Below are 20,857 nucleotides of genomic sequence, written 5' to 3'. Positions count from 1 at the left end.
GTATTCTATTAGGTCGAATCGTCTTTTTGGGGGTTGCTAGCAAGAACCTTCCGCAATTTTTCGATCGCCTTTTTTTGCAGACGAGATACATGCATTTGCGAAATCCCTAGGAATTCCCCCACCTCGCGCTGACTCTTGTTATCGATAAACGTCCACTGAATAATTTGCTTCTCCCTATCGTCCAACACATGAAGGGCGCTCTCCACGAGCAGCTGCTGGTCGACTCTTTCAAAACCTTTGTCTTCTGATCCGATCACATCTAACGCTGTAACCCCGCTGCCGTCAGAACCGGTCTCAATTGTTTGGTCCACAGAGGCGGTTTGATACCCTTTTCCTAATTCCATTGTTTCGAGTACTTCCTCTTCAGAAATCCCTAAATACTCAGCAATCTCATAAATCTTTGGTGAGCGTTGATAGCGATTGGTCAGCTCGTCCACTGCTCCATTTAATTTTGGCCACGTCTCTTTTATTCGCCGCGGTACATGAACATCCCACGTCTTGTCCCTTAAAAATCGTTTAATTTCACCAATTACCATCGGAATTAAATACGCCTCAAATGGGTTCCCTGTACTAGGATCGAACCTTCTAATGCTCGATAATAATCCAATCATCCCTACCTGCACGATATCTTCATGCAAATTCCGACCTTTTGAATATTTTCTGGCAATGCTTCCAATCAGATTGGTGTACTGCTCTACTAACTGTATTTGGGCGAGCTCGCTCTCGTTCTCCTGAAAATCCTGAATCAACGCATATATATCTTCCTTAGTTCGTTTCACGGTCTGAGGTGGCTTTGTCATGATTTTCACGCTCCTCGCCTAGGTACTTCACCATGAAGACCGTTACTCCGGAACGATTCAGAACACGGACTTCATCCATGAGCGTTTCGATCAGATACAGACCTAACCCTCCCTCTGTCAATTGGTCGACTGTACTTGACTCTGTATAAGGGCCTAGTTCTTCTTTTGTTTGTAAAAAATTAAAGCTTTGACCGCTGTCAGCTACCATAGTTTCTAACTTATCCTCGTAAATACCGAAGCCGATAATCACCTCTCCGGCCACGTTTTCCGGATAGGCATGCTGTACCGCGTTGGTGCAAGCTTCACTTACAGCAATTTTAATATCCTCAATCTCCTCATATGTATAACCCATGCGGCTCGCTATCCCTGAAATCGTTAATCGAATCACACCTACATATTCTGGTTTGGCTGGAATCTTCATTTCAACATAATCCATCACTTGTTTCATCGTCCCACATCCTCTGCATTGTCAGAAATACTCATAATATGACTTAAACCAGTAATGTTAAACAGACGCTTCAGCCGGTCGGATAACTCCACCAGCTTTAGTTCCCCATCATTTTTGTTTAACTGCTTAAACATCCCTACGAACACGCCAAGTCCGGTACTGTCTAAGTAGGAGACATCCTTTAGATTCACGGTAATCACATTATTCTTGCCCTCCGTAAGAGGCAGTAACTCTTCCCTGAGCTTCGGCGCCGTATACGCATCAATTTCTCCACTAACACTCACGTATATTTCCTTATCATCCTCGTGCTTTTCTATATTTACTTTCATGTTATCACCTCTAAAAATATTTACTGTTTACATACCCTTTATAAAAAAAACTAAACCTATTTTTAAAAAAATATTTTTCTAGCATTATACCAGAATTAGGAAAACTTACGAATAGACACAAATCCCTATGAAAATAGTTGTGTATCGGATACAAGAAAAAGGCCTGCACCATTTGTGCAAGCCTCTTATATATAGTAAAGGTAGTGTATGGCCGATTAAGGATTAGTAACGATTTTGATTGTTACTTTTATTCTGCGATTCGGAGTCCGAATCTCCATCCCTTTGTTGAAATTCATTATCAGCATTCTTGGATATCGAATCACCATATCTCTGCCTATTATTCTCTTGCTGGACATTTTCACCGCTTAAAAAGGTTGGATCGCCATCTCTTTGCCCCTGCTGACGTGAAAGCTCTCTTATATCTTCCACAATTTCATCGCCAGGGAGCTCCTGCTTCACCTGAGGATCTTGACCATCGGTATAACCCGTAGGTTCTTTTTCAAAACTGTCCGTAAATTCATTTTCATCCTTACGTCTCAATGATTCTATTTCTTTTTCATCTACATAATTTTTACCCATGATGGTTTCCTCCTTTTATTTTTTCAGATTGCTGTTTTTCATTCCTGCTGGTCTTACCGAACATGCAACCACATACTTCAACCACCCTCCTTCTATTTATCGTGATGATGAGGTTAGCTAGTTTCTAACCTTGATAGTGTTATTCCCGATAGGACAACGATCAAACCTTTTTCAATGAAAAAAGGAACCTTTCTTTTTCCCTTTTAAAAGATCCCCTGTCCAGCCCTTGGTTTTTAAGTATCCATATAGCAGAGCTGTCGACACGACAATCGAAATAATAGCAACAAGGTAACCATATCTCCATCCGAGCTCAGGCATATGTTTAAAATTCATTCCCCACAGCGCCCCCAACGCCATTATCGGGGTAAAAATAATCGTCAGAACTGTTAAGGTTTTCATAATTTCATTGCCTCGATGAGAGGAAATCACCTCTTCCAAATGAATAATCGAATCTAACTCCTCCTCATACTCCCTCAACAACACATTAGCCCGGTCAATCCGTTTGCAGGTCCGGATAAAAATCTCTCCGTTATTAACTGCAGGAAAATTCGTTTCATCTATTGCCATCTTCAGCTCCTGAATCGGAATCAACAGATTTTTACAAACCAACAGTTCATGCCGCTGATGAAAGACATGTTCCAAAATCCGCATTTCATTCCTCTTTTTAACACCCCACATCAGCTTATAGAGTGACTCCTCAAACTGGTCAATCTCGCCCAGTAAGTCATTAACCAGTTCCCCTAACAAAAATAAAAAGCCATCTACCGCATTCTCCGCTTTATTAAGCTGCCGCAGCATGACTTCTGGGGAAAGTTCTTTAAAAGAGGTAAACTCTAAATCAACGGTAAATAATGTATTGCAGGTTAGATAGAAATGAAAAATTCGATGGTCTTCTTCCTCATCGACATTTTGGCGATAAATAAGCGACCCATTCACGACTCTTTCGCCATCGATCATCCCGTGCACTTTTACGCAATTGTTGTTATTTTTCCGAACGCTCATTAACCAGCTTGATAGCAGTGTTTCCTTATCCCATACCGCATTCAGCTCATTTTTAGTTAATTGAACCCATTTCCATTGATCAAAATTGATATTTTTCTCCATACTACTACCTCCTTCCATACCAATCCTTTGATTCCCCTAAAAAGAGTAAACCAAACGTAAAAAAATGTTTAAGTGTGAAATGAAACGGGTATGTACAAAACAAGTCCACATTCTAAGGAGGTTTTAATGATGAATAAAGTCCTAAGTATGAGCTCGCTGGTAGCAGTAGGAATTGGAGCGTCAGCAGTATGGCTATCAAACAAACCTAACCGAATTAAAGCTGAAAGTATGCTAAGAGACTTGAAACGTAAGGTGAAACCGAACGTATACGCCAAGTCGGAGCAGCTTCCGATTGATAAGGGCGGAAATCCTCACCCGAAGGACTTTCCCGATAATGATATGGTGAGTGAGGGAGCACAATATTCCGTTCAATTTTACAATGAGAAAATTCAATAATCGAGCAGCGGCTGGGGTCCTAGAACCCCAGCCCTTTTTATTTCCTCTTCGACTAGCAATTCCTTTCAACGTAAAAATGTCTTCCTTTCACTCGAAAAGAAGACATTTCCAATAAATTTTAGGAAGATGAGTTACCATGCACGCTGATCAATTCATCTACGGTTTGAATCCGCTTATCTCCTCTTACATCTTCCTCTGGGGTTAAAAAAGACGGATCCTCCGGAGGGCTTACCATTCTCTCTTTCTCCTGCTCTTTTTGCGCCTCTACCGTTCGTTTGGCATACGGCAGAGCTTTTAGCCTTTCATAGGGAATCGGTTCTCCAGTATCGACACAAACGCCAAAAGAACCTGTTTTAATCCGCTCCAACGCCTCATTCACTTCTTCGAGGAGATTGTTTGCTGTCTCATGCAAAACCCTTTGTCTTTCTCGTTCTTCCAATTGTGTGGCCGTATCGGCAAAATGATTATCATAGCTGGTTAATTCACCGTAATCCTCGAACGATAAAGGCTCATTGGTTTCTACCATTTGAATGGTTTCTTCTTTCAGTTGTAGTAACTTTTTCTTAAAATAGCTCAGCTCTTCTTTTGATAACATTTATTTTCCCTCCCATACTTCTTTCCTGTTATTTACCCGTTCATGTATAAACATGAAACTTTCTAGCCACATCCAGTTAAAAAATGGCGTCATTATATGACTTTGTTTCATCTTTGTTTTCCCCCTTGATGATTTTTTCCTCGATCGATTTCTCTTTTCTCAGCTTCCATAACCGGTAGCTATGGTGGGCAATTACCTTAATGACCGCATACACGGGAACCGCGATGATTAACCCGAGAACCCCTCCTATACGTCCTGCTGCAAGTAACAAGGATATGATCGTGAGCGGATGGATTTCTAGCCTTTTCCCCATCACTTGAGGTGAAATAATGTGTCCCTCAATCTGTTGGACGACAATCATAACCATGAGGACTTTTACCACCATCATCGGTGAATCGATCGACGCAATAATCATTGCAGGAATAATCGCAAGAATCGGACCGATAAACGGGATGACATTTGTAAACATGGCAAAAATCGCAACAAGAAGGGAGTAGTCAAGGTCAATAAGCAAATACCCAATAAAAAGCATGACACCTATACAAAAACTAACAAGAACTTGGCCTTGAATATACGAACTGAGCGCTTCATCTAAATCAGCTAATATTTTTCGTCCATTTTTCTGCTGCCTCACTGGCAATAAACGGAGAATATACAAAGGCGCCTTTTCGCCTTCTTTTAACATGTAATAGAGAATAAACGGAACAGTCGTAAAGATGATTACAATACTTGCAAGTACCCCAATAATATTCATAAAATTTGTTCCAATTGTAGAAAGACTTGAAGAAACCGACTTAGTAATCGCTTCGGAAGCCTTTTCTACATCAACACTGTCATTTTCCTGTAACTGATTGAACCATTTACTCTGCTCAAGCTCAGTCAATTTCTCCGGTATCGCCTCCATAAGTTGAGGCGTGCTATCGACGAAACTTTTCATTTGCTCTTTCAGAACAGGTCCGCCAAGAAAGATTAATAATGAGATTAATAGACCGAATAGTAAATAGATCAACAGGATAGAAAATGTTCTGGGAATATTTTTTAATTGAAGATAATTCACCAGCGGGCGAAACAAGTAATAAAGCACCCCGGACAACAAGAAGGGGAAAAACAGTGTTTGGGCAAGTAAAAAGACAGGTTGGAAAATAAAATCAATTTTCATTGCGACAAAAATAATTAAAAAAATAAGCAAAAGACCGTAACCAAATCGAAATGCCCTCGTGTGCAGCATGTTCCTCACCTCCAATTAGCAAAACCCTTTACGAATAAATACCCGTTCTTTCATAAAGCTAATCCTACATTTACAAAAATAGCTGATTTTACAAAAAGACATGCGGAGCACCGCATGTCTTTTGACTTCCTTATCTCTATCAGAATGTTTATTTCTTATTAAACGAAGGTGTAATGTTCAATTTTCCAAGTATATTTTTTACTTTCATTCTATTGGGTTTATACGCAAACCACTTCGCGACCGATACTCCCATTCCTAAAACCGTTAAAAGTCCTTTCATCGATAAAACTCGTTTCATATAAAGTCCTCCTTTACATCTCATTTCAAGAAAAGAAGCTCGTAGAAAATCTGATACGTACATTCCACTCGTCATCCAGTGAACTTATAACCCATGTTTATGATGTACCACTTAATAACCAATCTAAAACTCCTTTTTCTCTATTTAACCGTTTTGAAATACTCGTAATCTATCGAGCCTTTTCTTTTTTCTTAAAAACAGTTTAAGGCGACAGTTATCGGGTATTTAACTAATAAGTCACCGAACTGTTAAGAAAATGCAGTGATAAAAAGGTTGGGGCTATGCAGCCCCAGCCAATTTTTTGGATTCAGAGGTGAAAAAATGAATCTATTCTTTTTACTCATCTATTTCATCATCATTACTACTGTCATCGAAATTTTTGTCATTCTTTTTCGGTTAACGGATTTAAAGTTGGAGGTTTCAAGGTTTCAGGTCATTTCATTAATGACAGGTACAGGCTTTACAACTGGAGAGTCGGAGTTAATTTTAGGCCACCCGGTTCGCAGGAAACTAGCCACTTTTCTAATCCTATTTGGGGCCTTCTCACTGGCTGTTATCATTTCATCCATTAGTACGATTTTATCTGAGGATCTTCGAACGAAGGATATTTTCCTTGCGGCGGGCGGTGTTCTCCTTATCTTTGCTATTTTAAAGCTAAAAACTGTGCAAACGAAGTTAGCAAAGGTATTTAAGCAGGACATGAAACAGAATATTGAACTTGGTGATTTGCCAATAAGAGACATCTTTATGTCCGAAGAACAAGACAAGCTGCTGAATCTTCATATCTATAAAGATTCTTCCCTCTATCAAAAACAGATCAATCAAGTGATTCAAGATTATGACCAATTAGAGTTTGTTGTCTTGTTTATCAAAAGAGGCGAATTAAAACTTAGAAAAAATATCTATCATACAAAAATACACGAAGGCGATCAGATTCTGTTATTCGGTGAAGAAAACGTCATTTCCAAACTATTCAAAAATGACATTAAAGTCATGGAGGAAAAACTAAAAAATACCCTGCATACGCCCGTTAATGAGCACTAATAAACAGTATAATGGCAAGTCTGGATTCCAAATCACTCCTTATACCGCATAAAGGCACACGTTATCTAACATGACGTGTGCCTTTCATTTGCTTAGCTGACAATTTTTTTTACATCTAAATACAAAATATGGTGACCCACTGCCTCACGGACTTTGAACAGGTATCCATCGAACTTAGCCTCTGTGCCAATACCAACGTCAAAGTTTTGTGTAAGGAACCAGCCACCGATCGTATCAATTCTTTCACCGGCTATGTTTGTACCGAGTAAACTGTTAACATCCTCAATTAACACTTTTCCATCCAATAAATAATGGTTTTCCTTTACCTTTTGAATCTTTGCTACTTCATCAGTGTCAAATTCATCTCGTACCTCACCGACAATTTCCTCAATAATATCCTCTACCGTTACTAACCCAGATGTACCACCGTATTCATCGACAAGGATTGCCATTTGCGTGCGTTCTTTTTGCATTCTCACCAATAAATCATGGATAGGGATCGTTTCAATGGCTTTAATCACAGGTTTAATGAAGGGTCTTAGACTCCCTTCTTTTTTATTCATGAGTTGGGCCGTTACCATCACTTTAACGTTAAGAACCCCTATAATGTTGTCTTTGTCACCCTCCATGACAGGGTACCTGGAATAATTCTCCGCTCTTACCTTGTTTAAAACCACATCAATGGAATCGTTAATTGAAATGGTACTAATCTCAGTCCGGGGTACCATGATCTCTTTTGCCACTCTCTCATCAAATTCAAAAATATTGTTCACATAGTTTAATTCATTTTGATTGATTTCACCCTTCTTATAGCTTTCCGATAACAGCAAACGGAGCTCTTCTTCAGAATGAGCTAATTCTTGTTCGGATTCCGGTTTTAAGCCGAAAATTCCAACCAGCAGTCTAGCAGAACCGTTTAGTGCCCAAATAAAGGGGCGCATCACTTTGGTAAATCCTATGATCGGGGCAGCAAACAGAAGTGCTACCTCTTCTGCCTTGTGAATAGCAACGGTTTTCGGGGCTAATTCCCCCACTACGACATGGAGAAATGTAACAGCTACAAAGGCAATAATAAAAGAGAGAATATGTGAAAGCGACTCGTTGATATTTAATACAGAAAACAAGGGATGGATTATTTTTTCCACAGTGGGTTCTCCCAGCCAACCGAGTCCGAGTGCTGTTACCGTTATCCCCAATTGACAGGCTGATAGGTATTCATCCAGGTGGTTTACTACCTTTTTAGCAGAAACTGCACCCTTTTTCCCTTCCGCAATTAATTGATCAATTCTAGATGGGCGAACCTTTACAATCGCAAATTCTATCGCTACAAAAAAGCCGGTTAGTGCAATTAAAAGGGCTATCAATAATAGATTTATAATTGTCATTGAGCAGCCTTCCTCCCTTCTTATAAAAAGGCTGTGTTAAACTGGGCTGTTGATTTGCGCTACAGGCGCGAGCGGTTCGCGGGCTCGCCCGTGAGCCTCCTCGGTCGTCCCGACCTGCGGGGTCTCACTCAGCTCGTTCATCCCGCAGGATTTTGAATTTACTCCCTCGAATAATCACCGCACGAAGAAAATGCGATAGCATTTTTGAGGATCGAGCGCCTTTCGCTCCAATCAACAGGTTCTAAAATCAACAGTGTCCTTTTACACAGCCTATAAAAATAACAATCCGAAATCACGTAGATCCGGATTGTTATTATTTCGTTTAGCTTCAACGAATCTCTTATTCTATTATTTTGTTATCGATTTTTTGATCCAGTTTACGCAGATATTTGGAAGCGAAGTCTTTGCCTCCAAGTCCGAATGCAAGTCCAAACGCTAATGCTAATCCGCCTAATAGGAGAATAAATGCAGCATTGACAATGGAGTGTGCTACACCCAGCTGATCTAAAGCCATAAAGATGGTAATCGAAAAAATGGCATATTTCGCAATCGCTGCGAGAGTTCTTGAATAGCTGTTTTTAAGGATATTCTGTAAAATACGCTGAACTAAATTACCAAGATATAAACCAATTCCCAAAATAATAAGGGCGGCGAACAACATTGGTAAGTACGAAATCACTGCTGTTCCTAGAACAACAAGGAATTCTAATTGAACAATTTGTAAGGCCTCAACTGCGAATAATAATATAACGACAATTTTAGCCAGCATTCCGATAATTTGAGAAAGCGTATACGTTGATTGCTCAGGTTTAAGTGAGCCGACACCCATTTGGGTAAACACACTATCAATCTTTAAACGCCAAAGCATTTGAGTGACGATTTTCTCCACCCATTTTCCAAGCCAAATCCCCACTAAGATCAGAATAACAGCCACGGCAATGTTTGGTATAAGCGATACAACATCATGAAGCATCGCAATGGCTGGATCCGAAATGCCTTTTAAATCAAGTTTTTCTAAAGCAGTAATGATGGTAGGGATTAAGATTAAAATAAACGCAATGTTTCCGATAATACTTGATAGACTAATGCTATCCTTCGTTTTTACGATTCCTATACGTTGACCAAGTTTTTCTGTCCCAATACTGCTCAAGAAGTTTGTTAGGATATCTCGGACTATTTTTGCAATCAGCCAACCGACAAACACAATAAGGGCTGCCGCAAATAGCTTAGGTATGAAGGCTAGTAAGGTTGAAAGCGTATCGGCAAATGGTTCAGAAACGCCTTCAATCTGTAACGCTCCTAATACTCCCGGCAAGAATAGTAAAAGTACAAAATAGAAGATTGCCTTTGCAATACCGTTTACCTTGTTTACCGCTTCACTTTGACTTATGGCGATTTTCCATTGAACGAAGCGGCGTTCCAAATGAACCATAGCCGCTCCCTTTTTAAAAAGGATACGAAGTAGCGAAGCAACACCCCAAGCAAATAGTAAAATAAGGGCAGCTTTCAATAAGTTTGGAATCGCTGCTGTAATCATCGTCAGCATTTGTACGAGCGGTGTCGCAATTAAGCTTAAGTTAAGCATATTAAAAAAGATAATCCACACGACAACCAGTAAAATATAATAAACGATTTTTCCTATTATGATTTCTGAAGAATATTTCTTTGTCCCAACGTTGGCAAACAACTTGTCATCAAATTTAGTTCTCCTCAGAAGAGCTTCCACACTTTTACCAATGCTTTTGGCAATCAGCCAGCCAACCAGTAAGACTAGAAGAGCAAATAATAGGTTCGGAAGCTGATAAAAGTACGAGGTCCACCCCGCCATCATTTCATTTACATTCATTCTACCAATCTCCTTTTCTACTTTTTAATAGGTAGGCTGTGTTAAACTTTGCTGTTGAGTTGCGCTCCACAAAGGAATGCTTCTTGGAATAATCATCGCAGGGACAGCCGGTCTTTGCCTGTCACGAGGCGCTATGCTTTCCGCGGGCTCGGCCGTAAGCCTCCTCGGTCGTTCCGACCTGTGGGGTCTCACTCAGCTCGTGCATCCAGCAGGAGTCAAGCGCCTTCCGCTCCAATCAACAGGTTCTAAAATCAATAGTCTTCTTTAACACAGCCAATAGATAAGGAAAAGAAGTTTCTCTTCTGTTTCCTATCCAATCTCCACAGCATTTAGTTTGTTTCTGGATTTTTGTTATCCATCTCATCTTTTTGTTCTCCATCAGTTACTCCATTATCCTGGTCCACTCCGTCTCCACAGCCTGTCAGCGCACCAAATGTTAAAGCAAATACCATACCTGTCATGATTAATTTCTTTTTCAACGTTTTTTCCATTGTTATTTCCTCCTTTAATTTGTCTAGTATGCTTTTACCCTTTTAGCAAGTGAACCAAACAAAAAATCTTCATTTTTTATCAACTAAATGTTTTTCTAAAAAAACTATTAAATAGAAAGAAACCGGATTCCAAGTATTTTTCTACTAAAAAAAGTTTCAGATCCTTATGAACGGGAATATAAAAAGGGCAGAACAAAACAAGATGAAGGGAGCTAGAGAGGCATGAGTTTAATCGAGGCTGCAAAACAGAAGCTAGCTAAATTATCACTACATTCCTGCTATAACTCGCCTAGGCATCAGGATTCTTTACTTAAAAACCATTATGCATAGTACAAATATTTCTTGGAGGTGTAAACCATGAAGAAAAGTTTACTAGTTGGCGGATTGGCTGTTTCGCTTACCTTAGCAGGATTAACGGGGTGCGGCGATGGAGTTGACCAGGATAATGGAGTCAGTGATGGACAACAGAAGGATGAAGTAGATACAGGCACAAAACAAAAAGCCGAAGAAACCATCAATAAAGTTGGAACAGAATTAAAACAAGCACAAAAAGATTTAGAGAAAAAAGTTGAGGATAACGGTGTTAGTGATGGTGTTAACCAATAACCATTGGTGATGCAGTAAATATAAACACACAAGGAGGAAACTTAAAATGAACAAAGATAAAATGAATGGATATGTAGATACCGTGAAAGGCAAGGCAAAAGAACAATGGGGTAAACTGACGGATGATCGTTCAACAGAAACGGAAGGTAAAGTCGATCAGGCTAAAGGTAAAGTACAAGAAGAAGTTGGGGAAGTAAAGGATAAATTATCTAGATAGTCATCAAATGATTAATCTTTCGAAACGAATAAAAGAGGAGGAAACAAATATGGACAGGATTGAAAAGAATGTTATAGGCGTTTATGATACCGAACAGGAAGCGATTATCGCCATTGAGGACCTTGTAAAACAGGGATACGACAAACAAGATATCTGTGTTATTGGTAAAGACCTTAAAAATGTGAATTATATTGCGGACGAAACAGGTACAGTTGCAGAAGAAAGTGCGGCTACAGGTGCTTTAGCAGGTGGAACACTCGGTGGGTTAACAGGTTTACTTGTAGGAGTTGGTGCTCTTGCCATCCCTGGAGTGGGCCCAATCATCGCGGCAGGACCGATTGCTTCAAGTTTAATTGGTGCCGTAGCGGGCGCCGGTTTAGGCGGATTAACCGGAGCATTAATTGGAATAGGAATTCCAGATGATCAGGCCGAATTATACGGGAATTCTGTTAAAGAAGGTAAAATATTGGTGCTAACGAAGAATAGAAGGACTCCTAATCAGGATGACAGGAATACATTAGCGGCAGCAAACAATAGCTCAATGGCACAGGATTGGGATGAAGTGAAAAAGCTTGGCGGTGAAATGCAGAATAGTGATTCTAAGGATGAACTGAAGGATAAAAGACAAGTTCCTGACCCTATCCAATAATAACCACAAAAAACGGTCCCTTTCAAAGGACCGTTTTGCTTGTTAAGAAGAGGCCCCCATGCCTCTTCTTTCATTATATATCGTTACCCCTCTTTGTTTGACCTAGACCAGGTCCTTCCCCCAAAGTTGCCGGTCTATTGTAGAAAGTCTGAGAATTGGTTGAAGTTTTCGTTCACGAAGTCGATAGCGATGTCTGGGAATACTCCAAACAGAACGGACGCTGCGACGGTGACGAATAAAACAACAACGATTCCCACTGGAATTTTTGAGAACTTGCTGTCATCCGCTGCTGGGCGGAAGAACATTTGTGTCATGATACCGAAGTAGTAAAAATACGATACTACGGTTGTGGCAATCATGACGGACGCCAATACATAATGCGGTTCCTGCACCATGAAAGCACCGATAAAGATGTTCAGCTTACCGATGAAGCCTGCAGTACCTGGAAAGCCTGCTAATGCGATTAACAAGATTCCCATTGTAACAGCAAGCACAGGTGAACGGCGATACAACCCAGCGAAATCTGCAATCTTTGTTGAACCAGTTTTAGCCTCTACTAATTGGATTACCGCAAAAGCTCCAAGGTTCATGAACAAGTACGCTAATAAATAGAACCAAACACTGTAAAAGAAGTTCGAGCTCAAAGACGTGAACGCCACTAGAACATAGCCTGCATGCGCAATGCTCGAGTAAGCAAACATTCTTTTAATATTGCTTTGTTTCAGAGCAACCACGTTTCCGATGATCATCGTAGCTCCTGCCACAACCGCAATATAGTCCTGCATGTTATAAAGAATTGGCATCGAGCCAGGACCTTCTGTAGCTGCTACACCAAAGACGGATATTAAAATTCGAGCAACAATAACGAAACCTGCTGTTTTTGAAACAACGCTTAAAAAAGCAGTAACTGGTGTTGGTGCACCTTGATAAACGTCTGGTGCCCACATATGGAATGGAGCAGCAGCCAACTTAAAGCCTAATCCAACAAAAATCATTAAGAATGCCAGTCCTAGCAAGTACGCATGCTGTGCATCAGCCAAGGACTGAAGCGCTCCAGCGATAGCTAACAAGTTGGTTGTACCTGTTAACCCGTATACATAACTCATACCAAATAAGGTAATCGCAGTAGCAATCGAGCCGTTGATGACATATTTCATGGCCGACTCGTTAGATTGTAAATTATTTTTGCGCATACCCGCTAAGATATAGGAAGAGATCGATAACAACTCTAACCCGATAAATAACGTGATTAAGTCACCGCTCGATGTCATAATCATTCCGCCGAGTAATCCGGTTAGGAATAAATAATAAAATTCACCGCGGTATTCTTCCATCCCCTGGTCAGCCTTGTAGGAGACAGCTAAAAATAATACTAGCGCCCCGCCTGCAAGCAGAAGGAGTTTAAATGCTTTTCCAAAAGAATCAAGACGAAAGGTGTCGTCTAAAATCGAATCCGGTGCGGCACCAAGTAGTCCGACAAGGGAAACCATTGCTGCGAAAATCGCAGCAATTCCGATCCATCCGAGGATTCTGCGATCTTGCTTTTTCGGCATAAATAAATCGATTACTGTGAGAAGCGCTGCTACACCAACGATGAAGAACTCAGGTGTCATGATGCTCCAATTAAATGATGTTAATTCCTCAAGACTCATCCTTCATCACCCTCCTAACCCTAGCATAATCGTTTCAAGTGTGGCTTGAAGCGGTGAGCTTAGAACGCTTGGTATTACCCCGATTAAGACTATTAAAGCGATTAATACAACAACTGGTACGAATTCGACGCCCTTAAGGTCGACGAGTCCTGCAAATTCACGGTGTGCTTGGCCGTACGTAATGCCGAGCACGGCACGTAATAAATAAACAGCGGTCATGATAATTCCGATTGTTCCGACTGCGGCAATCCAAGGCAGTTCTTCAAATAAACCTAAAAACGCCATGAATTCGCTGACGAATCCGGACATTCCTGGCAATCCGAGTGAAGCCAATGCACCTGCAAGCAAGAAGCCTGAAGCAACCGGCATTCCCTTTGCCATTCCGCCCAGGTTTTCCATAAGTGACGTATCCGTCCGCTCATAGAAAGCACCAACTAAGAAGAAAAGAAGTGCTGAGATTAAACCATGTGACACCACTTGGAAAATCGCGCCTTGTACACCGGCTTCATTCAACGCCGCTAACCCGATTAACACGATTCCCATGTGTGAAATCGATGAGTACGCCAAGACCATTTTAAAGTCTGTTTGAATGAACGCTAAGAACGCTCCGTAAAGAAGGTTTACCACTCCAAGGATGGCCAAAAGTACGGCAAGTTTCTCAAACTGTTCAGGAAAAATTCCCATTCCAAAGCGAATTAACCCGTAGGCGCCGATTTTCAATAGAATACCAGAGTGAATCATAACAATGGATGGCGGTGCCTGCACGTGGACGCGAAGCATCCAGCTGTGTAACGGGAAGATTGGCAGCTTAACGCCAAAAGCGACTAAGAGCGAAATCAATAAGCCTAATTTTAATCCACTTGTCATCGGAACGTTCGGATCGCTCATGATTTGCGTGAGCATATCAATATTGGTCGTTCCTGTTTTTGCAAATAGAATCATAATTACAATTAACAGTACGGCTGAGCCTAAACCGTTATAGATTAAGAAACTATAAGCAGCTTTTTCTTTTTCAAAATAACCCCATTTCCCAATTAAGAAGAAGGTTGGGATTAATGTAATTTCAAAGAATAAGAAAAATAGAATTAAGTTTTCAGCTGTAAAAACTCCAAGCATTCCAATTTCTAAAAGCAGGAATAGAGAAAAATAGCCTTTCCACTCTTTTTTAATATAAATGGAGGCAATCGCTGCGAGTGTTGCGACTACGGCTGTTAGAACTACTAAAAGCATCGTGAAGCCGCTGACGCCAAGTTCATAGTTTACTTTCCAGAATCCAGCTTCGGCACCTTGCAAGCCTCCGAAGGTAATCCAGTCCTTTGCCACGTCAAAATCGCTCAATTTCTTACCTGCCAGGTAGTGAAGATAAAGGCCAATGGCAATAACCAGTGCAGGCAGTGTTGCTAGAAAGCCCACGATTTTGATTGTTTTTTCCTCTGTTTTTGGCATGAAAGCCAACACTACGATACCGAGTAACGGGGAGAATACTAGTAATGATAGAACGAAAGAAAGATCCATTTTATAAGTACCCCCCTGTTAACACAAAGATGACCGCTAGCAGTGCCAAGCCGACAAATGCTACGGCTGCATAGGTTTGCGTTTGACCGGTTTGCAGCTTTGAACCTGCTGCCCCAAGACCTTGAACAATTCCTGCTACGCCCTTCATGATTCCTTCCACTAGGAAGACATCGATGAAGCGTAGGAAGTAACTAATACCCTTTGTAACCGCCACTACTGACATTTGATAGAATTCGTCAATGTAATATTTGTTCAGTAAAATGCTGTGAAGCGTATCGCCGCTTCCTGATAGCCAGTTGCGTGCGATGGATCGCTTATAGTAAATCAAGTAAGCAAGGTAGATACCTGCTAAGGAAACAACAGTTGCGGCAATCATGATCCAAATTGGACCTTCGACATGCCCATGACCAAGTGCTTCATTTCCATCAACCAGCCATTCGCCAAGGTTGTGATTGAATGGTGTTTGCACATAACCTGCGATAATCGCCAACACGCCAAGAATAATCATTGGGAACGTCATCATCGATGGTGATTCGTGTACATTTTTCATTGGTGTCCGTGATTCTCCGGTGAAAACCATGAAGAACAAGCGGAACATATAAAATGCGGTCATAAATGCCGCGGCAAGCGCAAGTAAGAACAAGATCGGATGTCCGCCTTCCCACGCTGCGATTAAAATTTCATCTTTACTGAAGAACCCTGAAAACAATGGTACACCGCTGATCGCAAGTGTTCCGATTAAGAATAATGGTGCAGTAAGCTTTAGCTTTTTCCAAAGCCCGCCCATCTCTTCGATGTTCTGTGTGTGTACCGCATGAATCACGCTTCCGGCTGCTAAGAATAGCAATGCTTTGAAGAAAGCATGTGTCATCAAATGGAATACACCCGCCACATAGCCTGCAGAGCCTAAAGCCAGCATCATGTAGCCAAGCTGGCTGACGGTTGAATAGGCTAGAACGCGTTTAATATCTGTTTGGACAAGACCGATGCTGGCAGCAAAAATTGCTGTAAATCCACCAATGACGGCCACAGTTAATAGTGCTGTTTCACTCGCTGCGAACAGCGGGAAAAGGGAAGCAACTAAGTAAACACCTGCTGCAACCATTGTTGCTGCATGGATTAAAGCAGAAACTGGTGTCGGACCTTCCATCGCATCCGGCAGCCATGTGTGCAGCGGGAACTGACCTGATTTACCAACAGCCCCGATGAAGATTAGAATTGCTGTTAGAGTAATCATCGTGGTTGATACAGCGCCAGCCTCAACAGCACGGAAAATTTCACTGTATTCAAAGCTTTTTGTTTCCCAGAATAATAAAATCATCCCGATTAAGAGACCAACGTCCCCGATACGGGTCATAATGAACGCTTTTTTCGCCGCAGCCTTCGCTTCTTCTTTGTAGAAATAGAATCCGATTAAGAGGAAGGAACCGACTCCGACGAGCTCCCAGAAAATATAAGTTTGCAGCAGGTTGGGCGAGATGACAAGCCCGAGCATTGCAAACGTAAATAGTCCTAAATAGGCATAGAATACTGGAAACCGCTCATCCCCGTGCATATACCCTTTCGAATATGTATGTACCAGGAAGCTGACGAGCGAGACAATTACTAGCATTAATGCATTCAATTGATTCACTTCAAAGCCCGCTGTTAAAGAAATATCTCCTATTCTGAGCCACTCCGTTGAAGTTTTAAACGTTGGTTGAGTGAAACGCTCGAACAACACCAACAACGAATAAACAAGCGAGGCCAACGTAAGCAGTATACCTACGTACGCACTCACATCCCTCAGCTTCTTACCAAATAGAAGAAGAATCAAAAACGATAATAGCGGGAAAAGCGGTATGATCCATGCATTTTCCATCATCATCACAATCCCCTTTTTTAGAAATGGTGCCTGTCACCGCTCGTGGACACTGTCCACCGAGGGGATACACCAATAATTACCAATTTGTCCGCCTGAGACGGACAGTGTCTTTCTGCGGTGACAGGCACCGCAGTGTTGAAAAAAATATTATCTGCAAAATTTAGTTTTTCATTGTGTCCATATCGTCGATGTTGACGGTTTTGCGGTTGCGGTATAGGGCCATTAAGATGGCCAGACCGACTGCTGCTTCTGCAGCGGCTACGCAAATCGTGAACAGCGCGAAGATTTGACCGGTGATGGATGGTGCTACACCGTATTTGCTGAAGGTTACCAGGTTAATATTAACGGCATTCAGCATTAATTCAATAGAGATTAAGACGATTACGGTGTTTCTTTTTGTCAATGCCCCATATAAGCCGATACAGAATAAAATTAGTGCGAGTGCCAAGAAGGCTGAAGCAGGAACTGAACTCATTCCTTGTCACCCTCCTTCTCCTCTTTCTTCGCCAGAACAATCGCTCCGACAAGTGCGACTAATAGTAGTACAGATGTTAATTCAAATGGGATCACCCATTTAGAGTAGAGGGCTTCCCCTATTTTCATCGTATTGTCCACATGTAAGTCTGTTGGTACCTGTACCACGTTGAAATCATAGATTCCAATGTAAACAGCTGCTGCAAATCCAAGTATACCTAGAAATAATAGAACCTTTCTTCCCTTGCCAGTGGTGGTTTCCCCTTCATCATCATGCTTCGTTAACATGATTCCAAATAACATGATAATGGTAATCGCACCGGAATAAATCAAGATTTGAACCGCTGCGACAAATTCAGCTGACAGCAGCACGTAAATACCGGCAATGCTGACGAACGTAAAAATGAGGGCCACGACCATGTGCACGACTTTAGTAAGGTTCAATAACAGGACACCGCCGATGATGGCGACAAGGGCGAGGCCCATAAATGCGATAAACTCGCCTGTAATTGTCATGGTTTATTCACCTGCCGTACGTTTTCATCGTTCTCGTCTAACCACTCAAGGTTTTTAAATAACATATCACGGCTGTATGACGCTAACTCAAAGTTATTGGTCATGACAATCGCTTCAGTCGGGCAAACCTCCGTACAAAGGTCACATAAGATACAAATCTCAAAATTGATATCATACGTATCAATGATTTTTCCTTTTTTCGTTGGATCCGGATGTTTTTTACCCGTTAAATTAATACATTCTGTCGGGCAAATGTTCATGCACTGATTACACACAATACACTTTTCCGGATAGAACTTTTGAATACCGCGGAAGCGGTCCGGCAGCGGCAGCGGCTCATCTGGATAATTATAGGTTACCTTTTCTTTCGTTAGCTGTTTTAGGGTATATTTCAAGCCTTTTGTAAATCCAAGCACGTTTTTCACCCCTTTTTCATTTTAAAAATTGCTTACTTTAATCGTTTATAAATTCCTTGAGGTGCTCAGTCAACCGCGAACACACTATAAGGTTTCTATTTAGTTTGCTGTATTAATTAGGCCTGTTGATTTCCGCTCCGGGCACTTCGCTTTCCGCGGGCGTGCCGGGGAGCCTCCTCGGCGCTAAAAGCGCCTGTGGGGTCTCCCCAGCCCCGTACTCCCGCAGGAGTCTTCGTGCCCTGCGCTCCAATCAACAGGGTGCAAAATCACAATTACCCTTAACAAATCCTTTTATAATATTTAGAAAAATAATGTTTTGATTAATGCTGTTAAGAAAATGTTTGCTAATGCGACTGGGAATAGTACTTTCCACGCAAATTCCATTAATCGGTCGATTCTAAAACGTGGAAGTGTAGCCCGTAACCACATGTAAACAAAGACAACGACGCTAAATTTCAGTGCAAACCATACTGCGCCAGGGATAAATCCTAAGATATCCAGCGGCGGCAGCCATCCGCCTAAGAAAATGACGGTAATCAATGATGACATCGCAAACATGTAAACATATTCGGTGAGCATAAAGAATGCCCAACGGAATCCTGAGTACTCAACAAAGTATCCTGCAACCAGTTCGTTCTCTGATTCAGGAAGGTCAAATGGTGTCCGGTTTAATTCTGCAATCGATGCGATGAAAAACACGATAAAGGCAATCGGTTGATAAAGAATGAACCAGCCATGCTCCTGCTGAAGTACAATATCAGATAAATTCAAGCTTCCCGTTAACAAAATAACACCTAAAACGGACATAACAAGCGGAATCTCGTAGGAGATCATCTGTGCGCCTGCACGCATGCCCCCTAGAAGCGCGTATTTATTGTTGGACGCCCAGCCGCCGAGTACCATTCCAAATACAGTCATTCCTGAAACGGCAATATAATAGAGTAACCCGACTCCGATATCGGCAAATTGAAATTTGTCTGTGAATGGGATCGTTGCCAGTACCATGAAAGCTGGAGTAAAGGCAATGATTGGTGCCAGGATAAATAGCGGTCTGTCGGCTGCCTTCGGAATAACGTCTTCTTTTAATAAAAGTTTAAGAACGTCCGCTACCGTCTGTAATAATCCCCACTTACCGCCAAGCTGGTTAGGGCCGTGACGGGCCTGCATGTATCCTAAAACCTTTCGCTCTGCTAATATCGCATAGGTTACGAAACCTAAGACTACTAATAGTAAGACAACGGCAAGTAAAAAGAAGATTCCAAAGTTCATCAAGCCTGGACTGGATTGGAGTAAATCCTCTATCATTAGCCGTCCACCTCCCCAAGGACAATATCAACTGCCCCTAAAATCGCAATCAAGTTTGCAATGTTTTCGCCTACTAATAATTTCGGGAGAATTTGCAGATTATAGAATGAAGGTCTCCTAAACTTTAAGCGATACGGTTCTTTTTTACCGTCACTTGAGATATAGCAGCCAATTTCTCCACGAGGAGATTCAATTCTTACAAAAGCTTCCCCTTTTGGTGCTTTGATAATCTTTGGCACCTTCGCCATAATCTCACCTTCAGCAGGGAATTGCTCACACGCCTGTTCAAGGATTTTTAATGATTCTTCGATTTCTTCAAGGCGCACATGGTAACGGGCCAAACAATCTCCTTCATCCCTTGTGACAACATTGAAGTCGAAACGGTCATAGATTGAATATGGCTCATCTTTACGTAAATCCCATTTCACACCGGTACTGCGAAGGTTTGGACCACTGAGTGAATAATTGATGGCATCTTCCTTTGAATAAACGCCAACCCCTTTTACACGGTCTAAAAAGATTTCATTTCCGGATACAAGGTTATGGTAGCCTTTCAGCTGTTCACGCAGGTAAGGAACAAATTCTCTTACACCGTCGACCCAGCCTTCTGGTGCGTCCCACTTTACCCCGCCAACACGCATATAGTTGAAGGTCAAACGAGCACCTGATAATTCGTTAAGCATATTGATAATCATTTCACGGTCACGGAAAGCATAGATGAATGGGCTCGTCGCACCTAGGTCAAGGATATACGTTCCCCATGCAACCAGGTGACTGGCGATTCGCCCTAATTCCATTGCCATTACACGGAGGAAATCGGCACGTTCTGGAACTTGGATACCCATCATTGTTTCCACCGCATGACAGATGACATAGTTGTTTGTCATCGCTGACAAATAGTCCATCCGGTCGGTGTACGGGATTATTTGTGTATATTGCAGGTTCTCGGCCAATTTTTCCGTTCCGCGGTGTAAATAACCGATGACTGGGGTTGCTTCAGTAATGATTTCCCCGTCAATCTTGACAACAAGACGGAATACTCCGTGCGTACTTGGATGCTGAGGACCGACGTTTAGCAGCATTTCTTCTGTTCTTATCAC

At 41.7% G+C, this 20,857-nt stretch carries 24 protein-coding genes; 5 read left to right on the top strand and 19 right to left on the bottom strand.

Annotated features, from left to right (window positions below):
• Nucleotides 1-8 precede the first annotated feature (8 nt).
• The 5 genes from sigB to QFZ31_RS21850 form a co-directional block, all read right to left on the bottom strand.
• Nucleotides 9-800 (bottom strand): RNA polymerase sigma factor SigB, encoded by a 792-nt coding sequence (gene sigB, locus QFZ31_RS21870; protein WP_307306834.1) that lies wholly within the window; start codon nucleotides 798-800, stop codon nucleotides 9-11.
• Entirely contained in the window at nucleotides 766-1,248 is a 483-nt protein-coding gene (gene rsbW / locus QFZ31_RS21865) for an anti-sigma B factor RsbW (RefSeq protein WP_307306831.1), read from the bottom strand. Before rsbW ends, sigB begins: the two co-directional genes overlap by 35 nt.
• Nucleotides 1,245-1,577, bottom strand: a complete 333-nt coding sequence (locus QFZ31_RS21860; RefSeq protein WP_307306828.1) for an anti-sigma factor antagonist — start codon at nucleotides 1,575-1,577, stop codon at nucleotides 1,245-1,247. The genes rsbW and QFZ31_RS21860 overlap by 4 nt, the downstream gene beginning before the upstream one ends.
• A 222-nt stretch (nucleotides 1,578-1,799) precedes the next feature.
• On the bottom strand, nucleotides 1,800-2,156 hold the full coding sequence (locus tag QFZ31_RS21855; protein WP_307306825.1) for a hypothetical protein: 357 nt from the start codon (nucleotides 2,154-2,156) through the stop codon (nucleotides 1,800-1,802).
• 171 nt (nucleotides 2,157-2,327) lie between these two features.
• Nucleotides 2,328-3,260 (bottom strand): magnesium transporter CorA family protein, encoded by a 933-nt coding sequence (locus QFZ31_RS21850; RefSeq protein WP_307306822.1) that lies wholly within the window; start codon nucleotides 3,258-3,260, stop codon nucleotides 2,328-2,330.
• Nucleotides 3,261-3,386: 126 nt separating this feature from the next.
• Between QFZ31_RS21850 and QFZ31_RS21845 the strand changes: the two genes are divergently transcribed.
• The gene (locus QFZ31_RS21845; protein WP_179598582.1) at nucleotides 3,387-3,656 is read left to right on the top strand and encodes a hypothetical protein; all 270 of its coding nucleotides are present in this window, start codon (nucleotides 3,387-3,389) and stop codon (nucleotides 3,654-3,656) included.
• A 118-nt stretch (nucleotides 3,657-3,774) separates the two neighbouring features.
• Here the strand turns inward: QFZ31_RS21845 and QFZ31_RS21840 are convergent, their stop codons facing one another.
• From QFZ31_RS21840 to QFZ31_RS21830, 3 genes are all read right to left on the bottom strand, one after another.
• Nucleotides 3,775-4,251 carry a TraR/DksA C4-type zinc finger protein gene (locus QFZ31_RS21840; protein WP_307306821.1) on the bottom strand — a complete coding sequence of 159 codons (477 nt, stop codon included), beginning with the start codon at nucleotides 4,249-4,251 and terminating at the stop codon, nucleotides 3,775-3,777.
• A 76-nt stretch (nucleotides 4,252-4,327) separates the two neighbouring features.
• A complete protein-coding gene (locus QFZ31_RS21835; protein WP_307306819.1) occupies nucleotides 4,328-5,479 on the bottom strand; it encodes an AI-2E family transporter in 1,152 nt (383 codons plus the stop codon).
• 148 nt (nucleotides 5,480-5,627) lie between these two features.
• A complete protein-coding gene (locus QFZ31_RS21830) occupies nucleotides 5,628-5,777 on the bottom strand; it encodes a hypothetical protein (RefSeq protein ID WP_307306816.1) in 150 nt (49 codons plus the stop codon).
• Between the two features lie 321 nt (nucleotides 5,778-6,098).
• Between QFZ31_RS21830 and QFZ31_RS21825 the strand changes: the two genes are divergently transcribed.
• A complete protein-coding gene (locus QFZ31_RS21825) occupies nucleotides 6,099-6,821 on the top strand; it encodes a hypothetical protein (protein ID WP_307306812.1) in 723 nt (240 codons plus the stop codon).
• 92 nt (nucleotides 6,822-6,913) lie between these two features.
• Here QFZ31_RS21825 and QFZ31_RS21820 read toward each other — a convergent pair whose 3' ends face one another.
• From QFZ31_RS21820 to QFZ31_RS21810, 3 genes are all read right to left on the bottom strand, one after another.
• Nucleotides 6,914-8,206, bottom strand: coding sequence for a hemolysin family protein (locus tag QFZ31_RS21820; RefSeq protein ID WP_307306810.1), 1,293 nt, complete (start codon nucleotides 8,204-8,206; stop codon nucleotides 6,914-6,916).
• 340 nt (nucleotides 8,207-8,546) lie between these two features.
• On the bottom strand, nucleotides 8,547-10,052 hold the full coding sequence (locus QFZ31_RS21815) for a mechanosensitive ion channel (RefSeq protein WP_307306807.1): 1,506 nt from the start codon (nucleotides 10,050-10,052) through the stop codon (nucleotides 8,547-8,549).
• A 329-nt stretch (nucleotides 10,053-10,381) separates the two neighbouring features.
• Nucleotides 10,382-10,543: a hypothetical protein gene (locus QFZ31_RS21810; RefSeq protein WP_307306806.1), complete on the bottom strand. Its 162-nt coding sequence runs from the start codon at nucleotides 10,541-10,543 to the stop codon at nucleotides 10,382-10,384.
• 357 nt (nucleotides 10,544-10,900) lie between these two features.
• Here QFZ31_RS21810 and QFZ31_RS21805 point away from each other — a divergent pair, with 357 nt between their 5' ends.
• The 3 genes from QFZ31_RS21805 to QFZ31_RS21795 are packed head-to-tail and all read left to right on the top strand — an operon-like array spanning nucleotide 10,901 to nucleotide 12,015.
• A complete protein-coding gene (locus QFZ31_RS21805; RefSeq protein ID WP_307306804.1) occupies nucleotides 10,901-11,149 on the top strand; it encodes a hypothetical protein in 249 nt (82 codons plus the stop codon).
• Between the two features lie 46 nt (nucleotides 11,150-11,195).
• Complete coding sequence (locus QFZ31_RS21800; protein WP_306074506.1) at nucleotides 11,196-11,366, top strand: CsbD family protein; 171 nt, start codon at nucleotides 11,196-11,198, stop codon at nucleotides 11,364-11,366.
• 49 nt (nucleotides 11,367-11,415) lie between these two features.
• Nucleotides 11,416-12,015: a general stress protein gene (locus QFZ31_RS21795; RefSeq protein ID WP_307306799.1), complete on the top strand. Its 600-nt coding sequence runs from the start codon at nucleotides 11,416-11,418 to the stop codon at nucleotides 12,013-12,015.
• A gap of 134 nt (nucleotides 12,016-12,149) precedes the next feature.
• Here QFZ31_RS21795 and nuoN read toward each other — a convergent pair whose 3' ends face one another.
• The 8 genes from nuoN to QFZ31_RS21755 all read right to left on the bottom strand — a co-directional run bounded on the left by nuoN (nucleotide 12,150) and on the right by QFZ31_RS21755 (nucleotide 20,857).
• On the bottom strand, nucleotides 12,150-13,667 hold the full coding sequence (gene nuoN, locus QFZ31_RS21790) for an NADH-quinone oxidoreductase subunit NuoN (RefSeq protein WP_307306797.1): 1,518 nt from the start codon (nucleotides 13,665-13,667) through the stop codon (nucleotides 12,150-12,152).
• 6 nt (nucleotides 13,668-13,673) lie between these two features.
• On the bottom strand, nucleotides 13,674-15,182 hold the full coding sequence (locus QFZ31_RS21785) for a complex I subunit 4 family protein (RefSeq protein ID WP_307306794.1): 1,509 nt from the start codon (nucleotides 15,180-15,182) through the stop codon (nucleotides 13,674-13,676).
• A gap of 1 nt (nucleotide 15,183) precedes the next feature.
• Nucleotides 15,184-17,046, bottom strand: coding sequence for an NADH-quinone oxidoreductase subunit L (gene nuoL, locus QFZ31_RS21780; protein ID WP_307306791.1), 1,863 nt, complete (start codon nucleotides 17,044-17,046; stop codon nucleotides 15,184-15,186).
• Between the two features lie 160 nt (nucleotides 17,047-17,206).
• On the bottom strand, nucleotides 17,207-17,521 hold the full coding sequence (gene nuoK / locus QFZ31_RS21775; RefSeq protein ID WP_063255620.1) for an NADH-quinone oxidoreductase subunit NuoK: 315 nt from the start codon (nucleotides 17,519-17,521) through the stop codon (nucleotides 17,207-17,209).
• Entirely contained in the window at nucleotides 17,518-18,036 is a 519-nt protein-coding gene (locus tag QFZ31_RS21770) for an NADH-quinone oxidoreductase subunit J (protein ID WP_179598634.1), read from the bottom strand. Before QFZ31_RS21770 ends, nuoK begins: the two co-directional genes overlap by 4 nt.
• On the bottom strand, nucleotides 18,033-18,452 hold the full coding sequence (gene nuoI, locus QFZ31_RS21765) for an NADH-quinone oxidoreductase subunit NuoI (RefSeq protein ID WP_063255622.1): 420 nt from the start codon (nucleotides 18,450-18,452) through the stop codon (nucleotides 18,033-18,035). Before nuoI ends, QFZ31_RS21770 begins: the two co-directional genes overlap by 4 nt.
• A 300-nt stretch (nucleotides 18,453-18,752) precedes the next feature.
• On the bottom strand, nucleotides 18,753-19,757 hold the full coding sequence (nuoH, locus tag QFZ31_RS21760; protein ID WP_307306788.1) for an NADH-quinone oxidoreductase subunit NuoH: 1,005 nt from the start codon (nucleotides 19,755-19,757) through the stop codon (nucleotides 18,753-18,755).
• A complete protein-coding gene (locus tag QFZ31_RS21755; protein WP_179598638.1) occupies nucleotides 19,757-20,857 on the bottom strand; it encodes an NADH-quinone oxidoreductase subunit D in 1,101 nt (366 codons plus the stop codon). Before QFZ31_RS21755 ends, nuoH begins: the two co-directional genes overlap by 1 nt.

The organism is Neobacillus niacini, assembly GCF_030817595.1.
Taxonomy (GTDB): Bacteria; Bacillota; Bacilli; order Bacillales; family Cytobacillaceae; genus Neobacillus; species Neobacillus niacini_G.
This window is presented reverse-complemented; position numbering and strand designations above follow the sequence as displayed.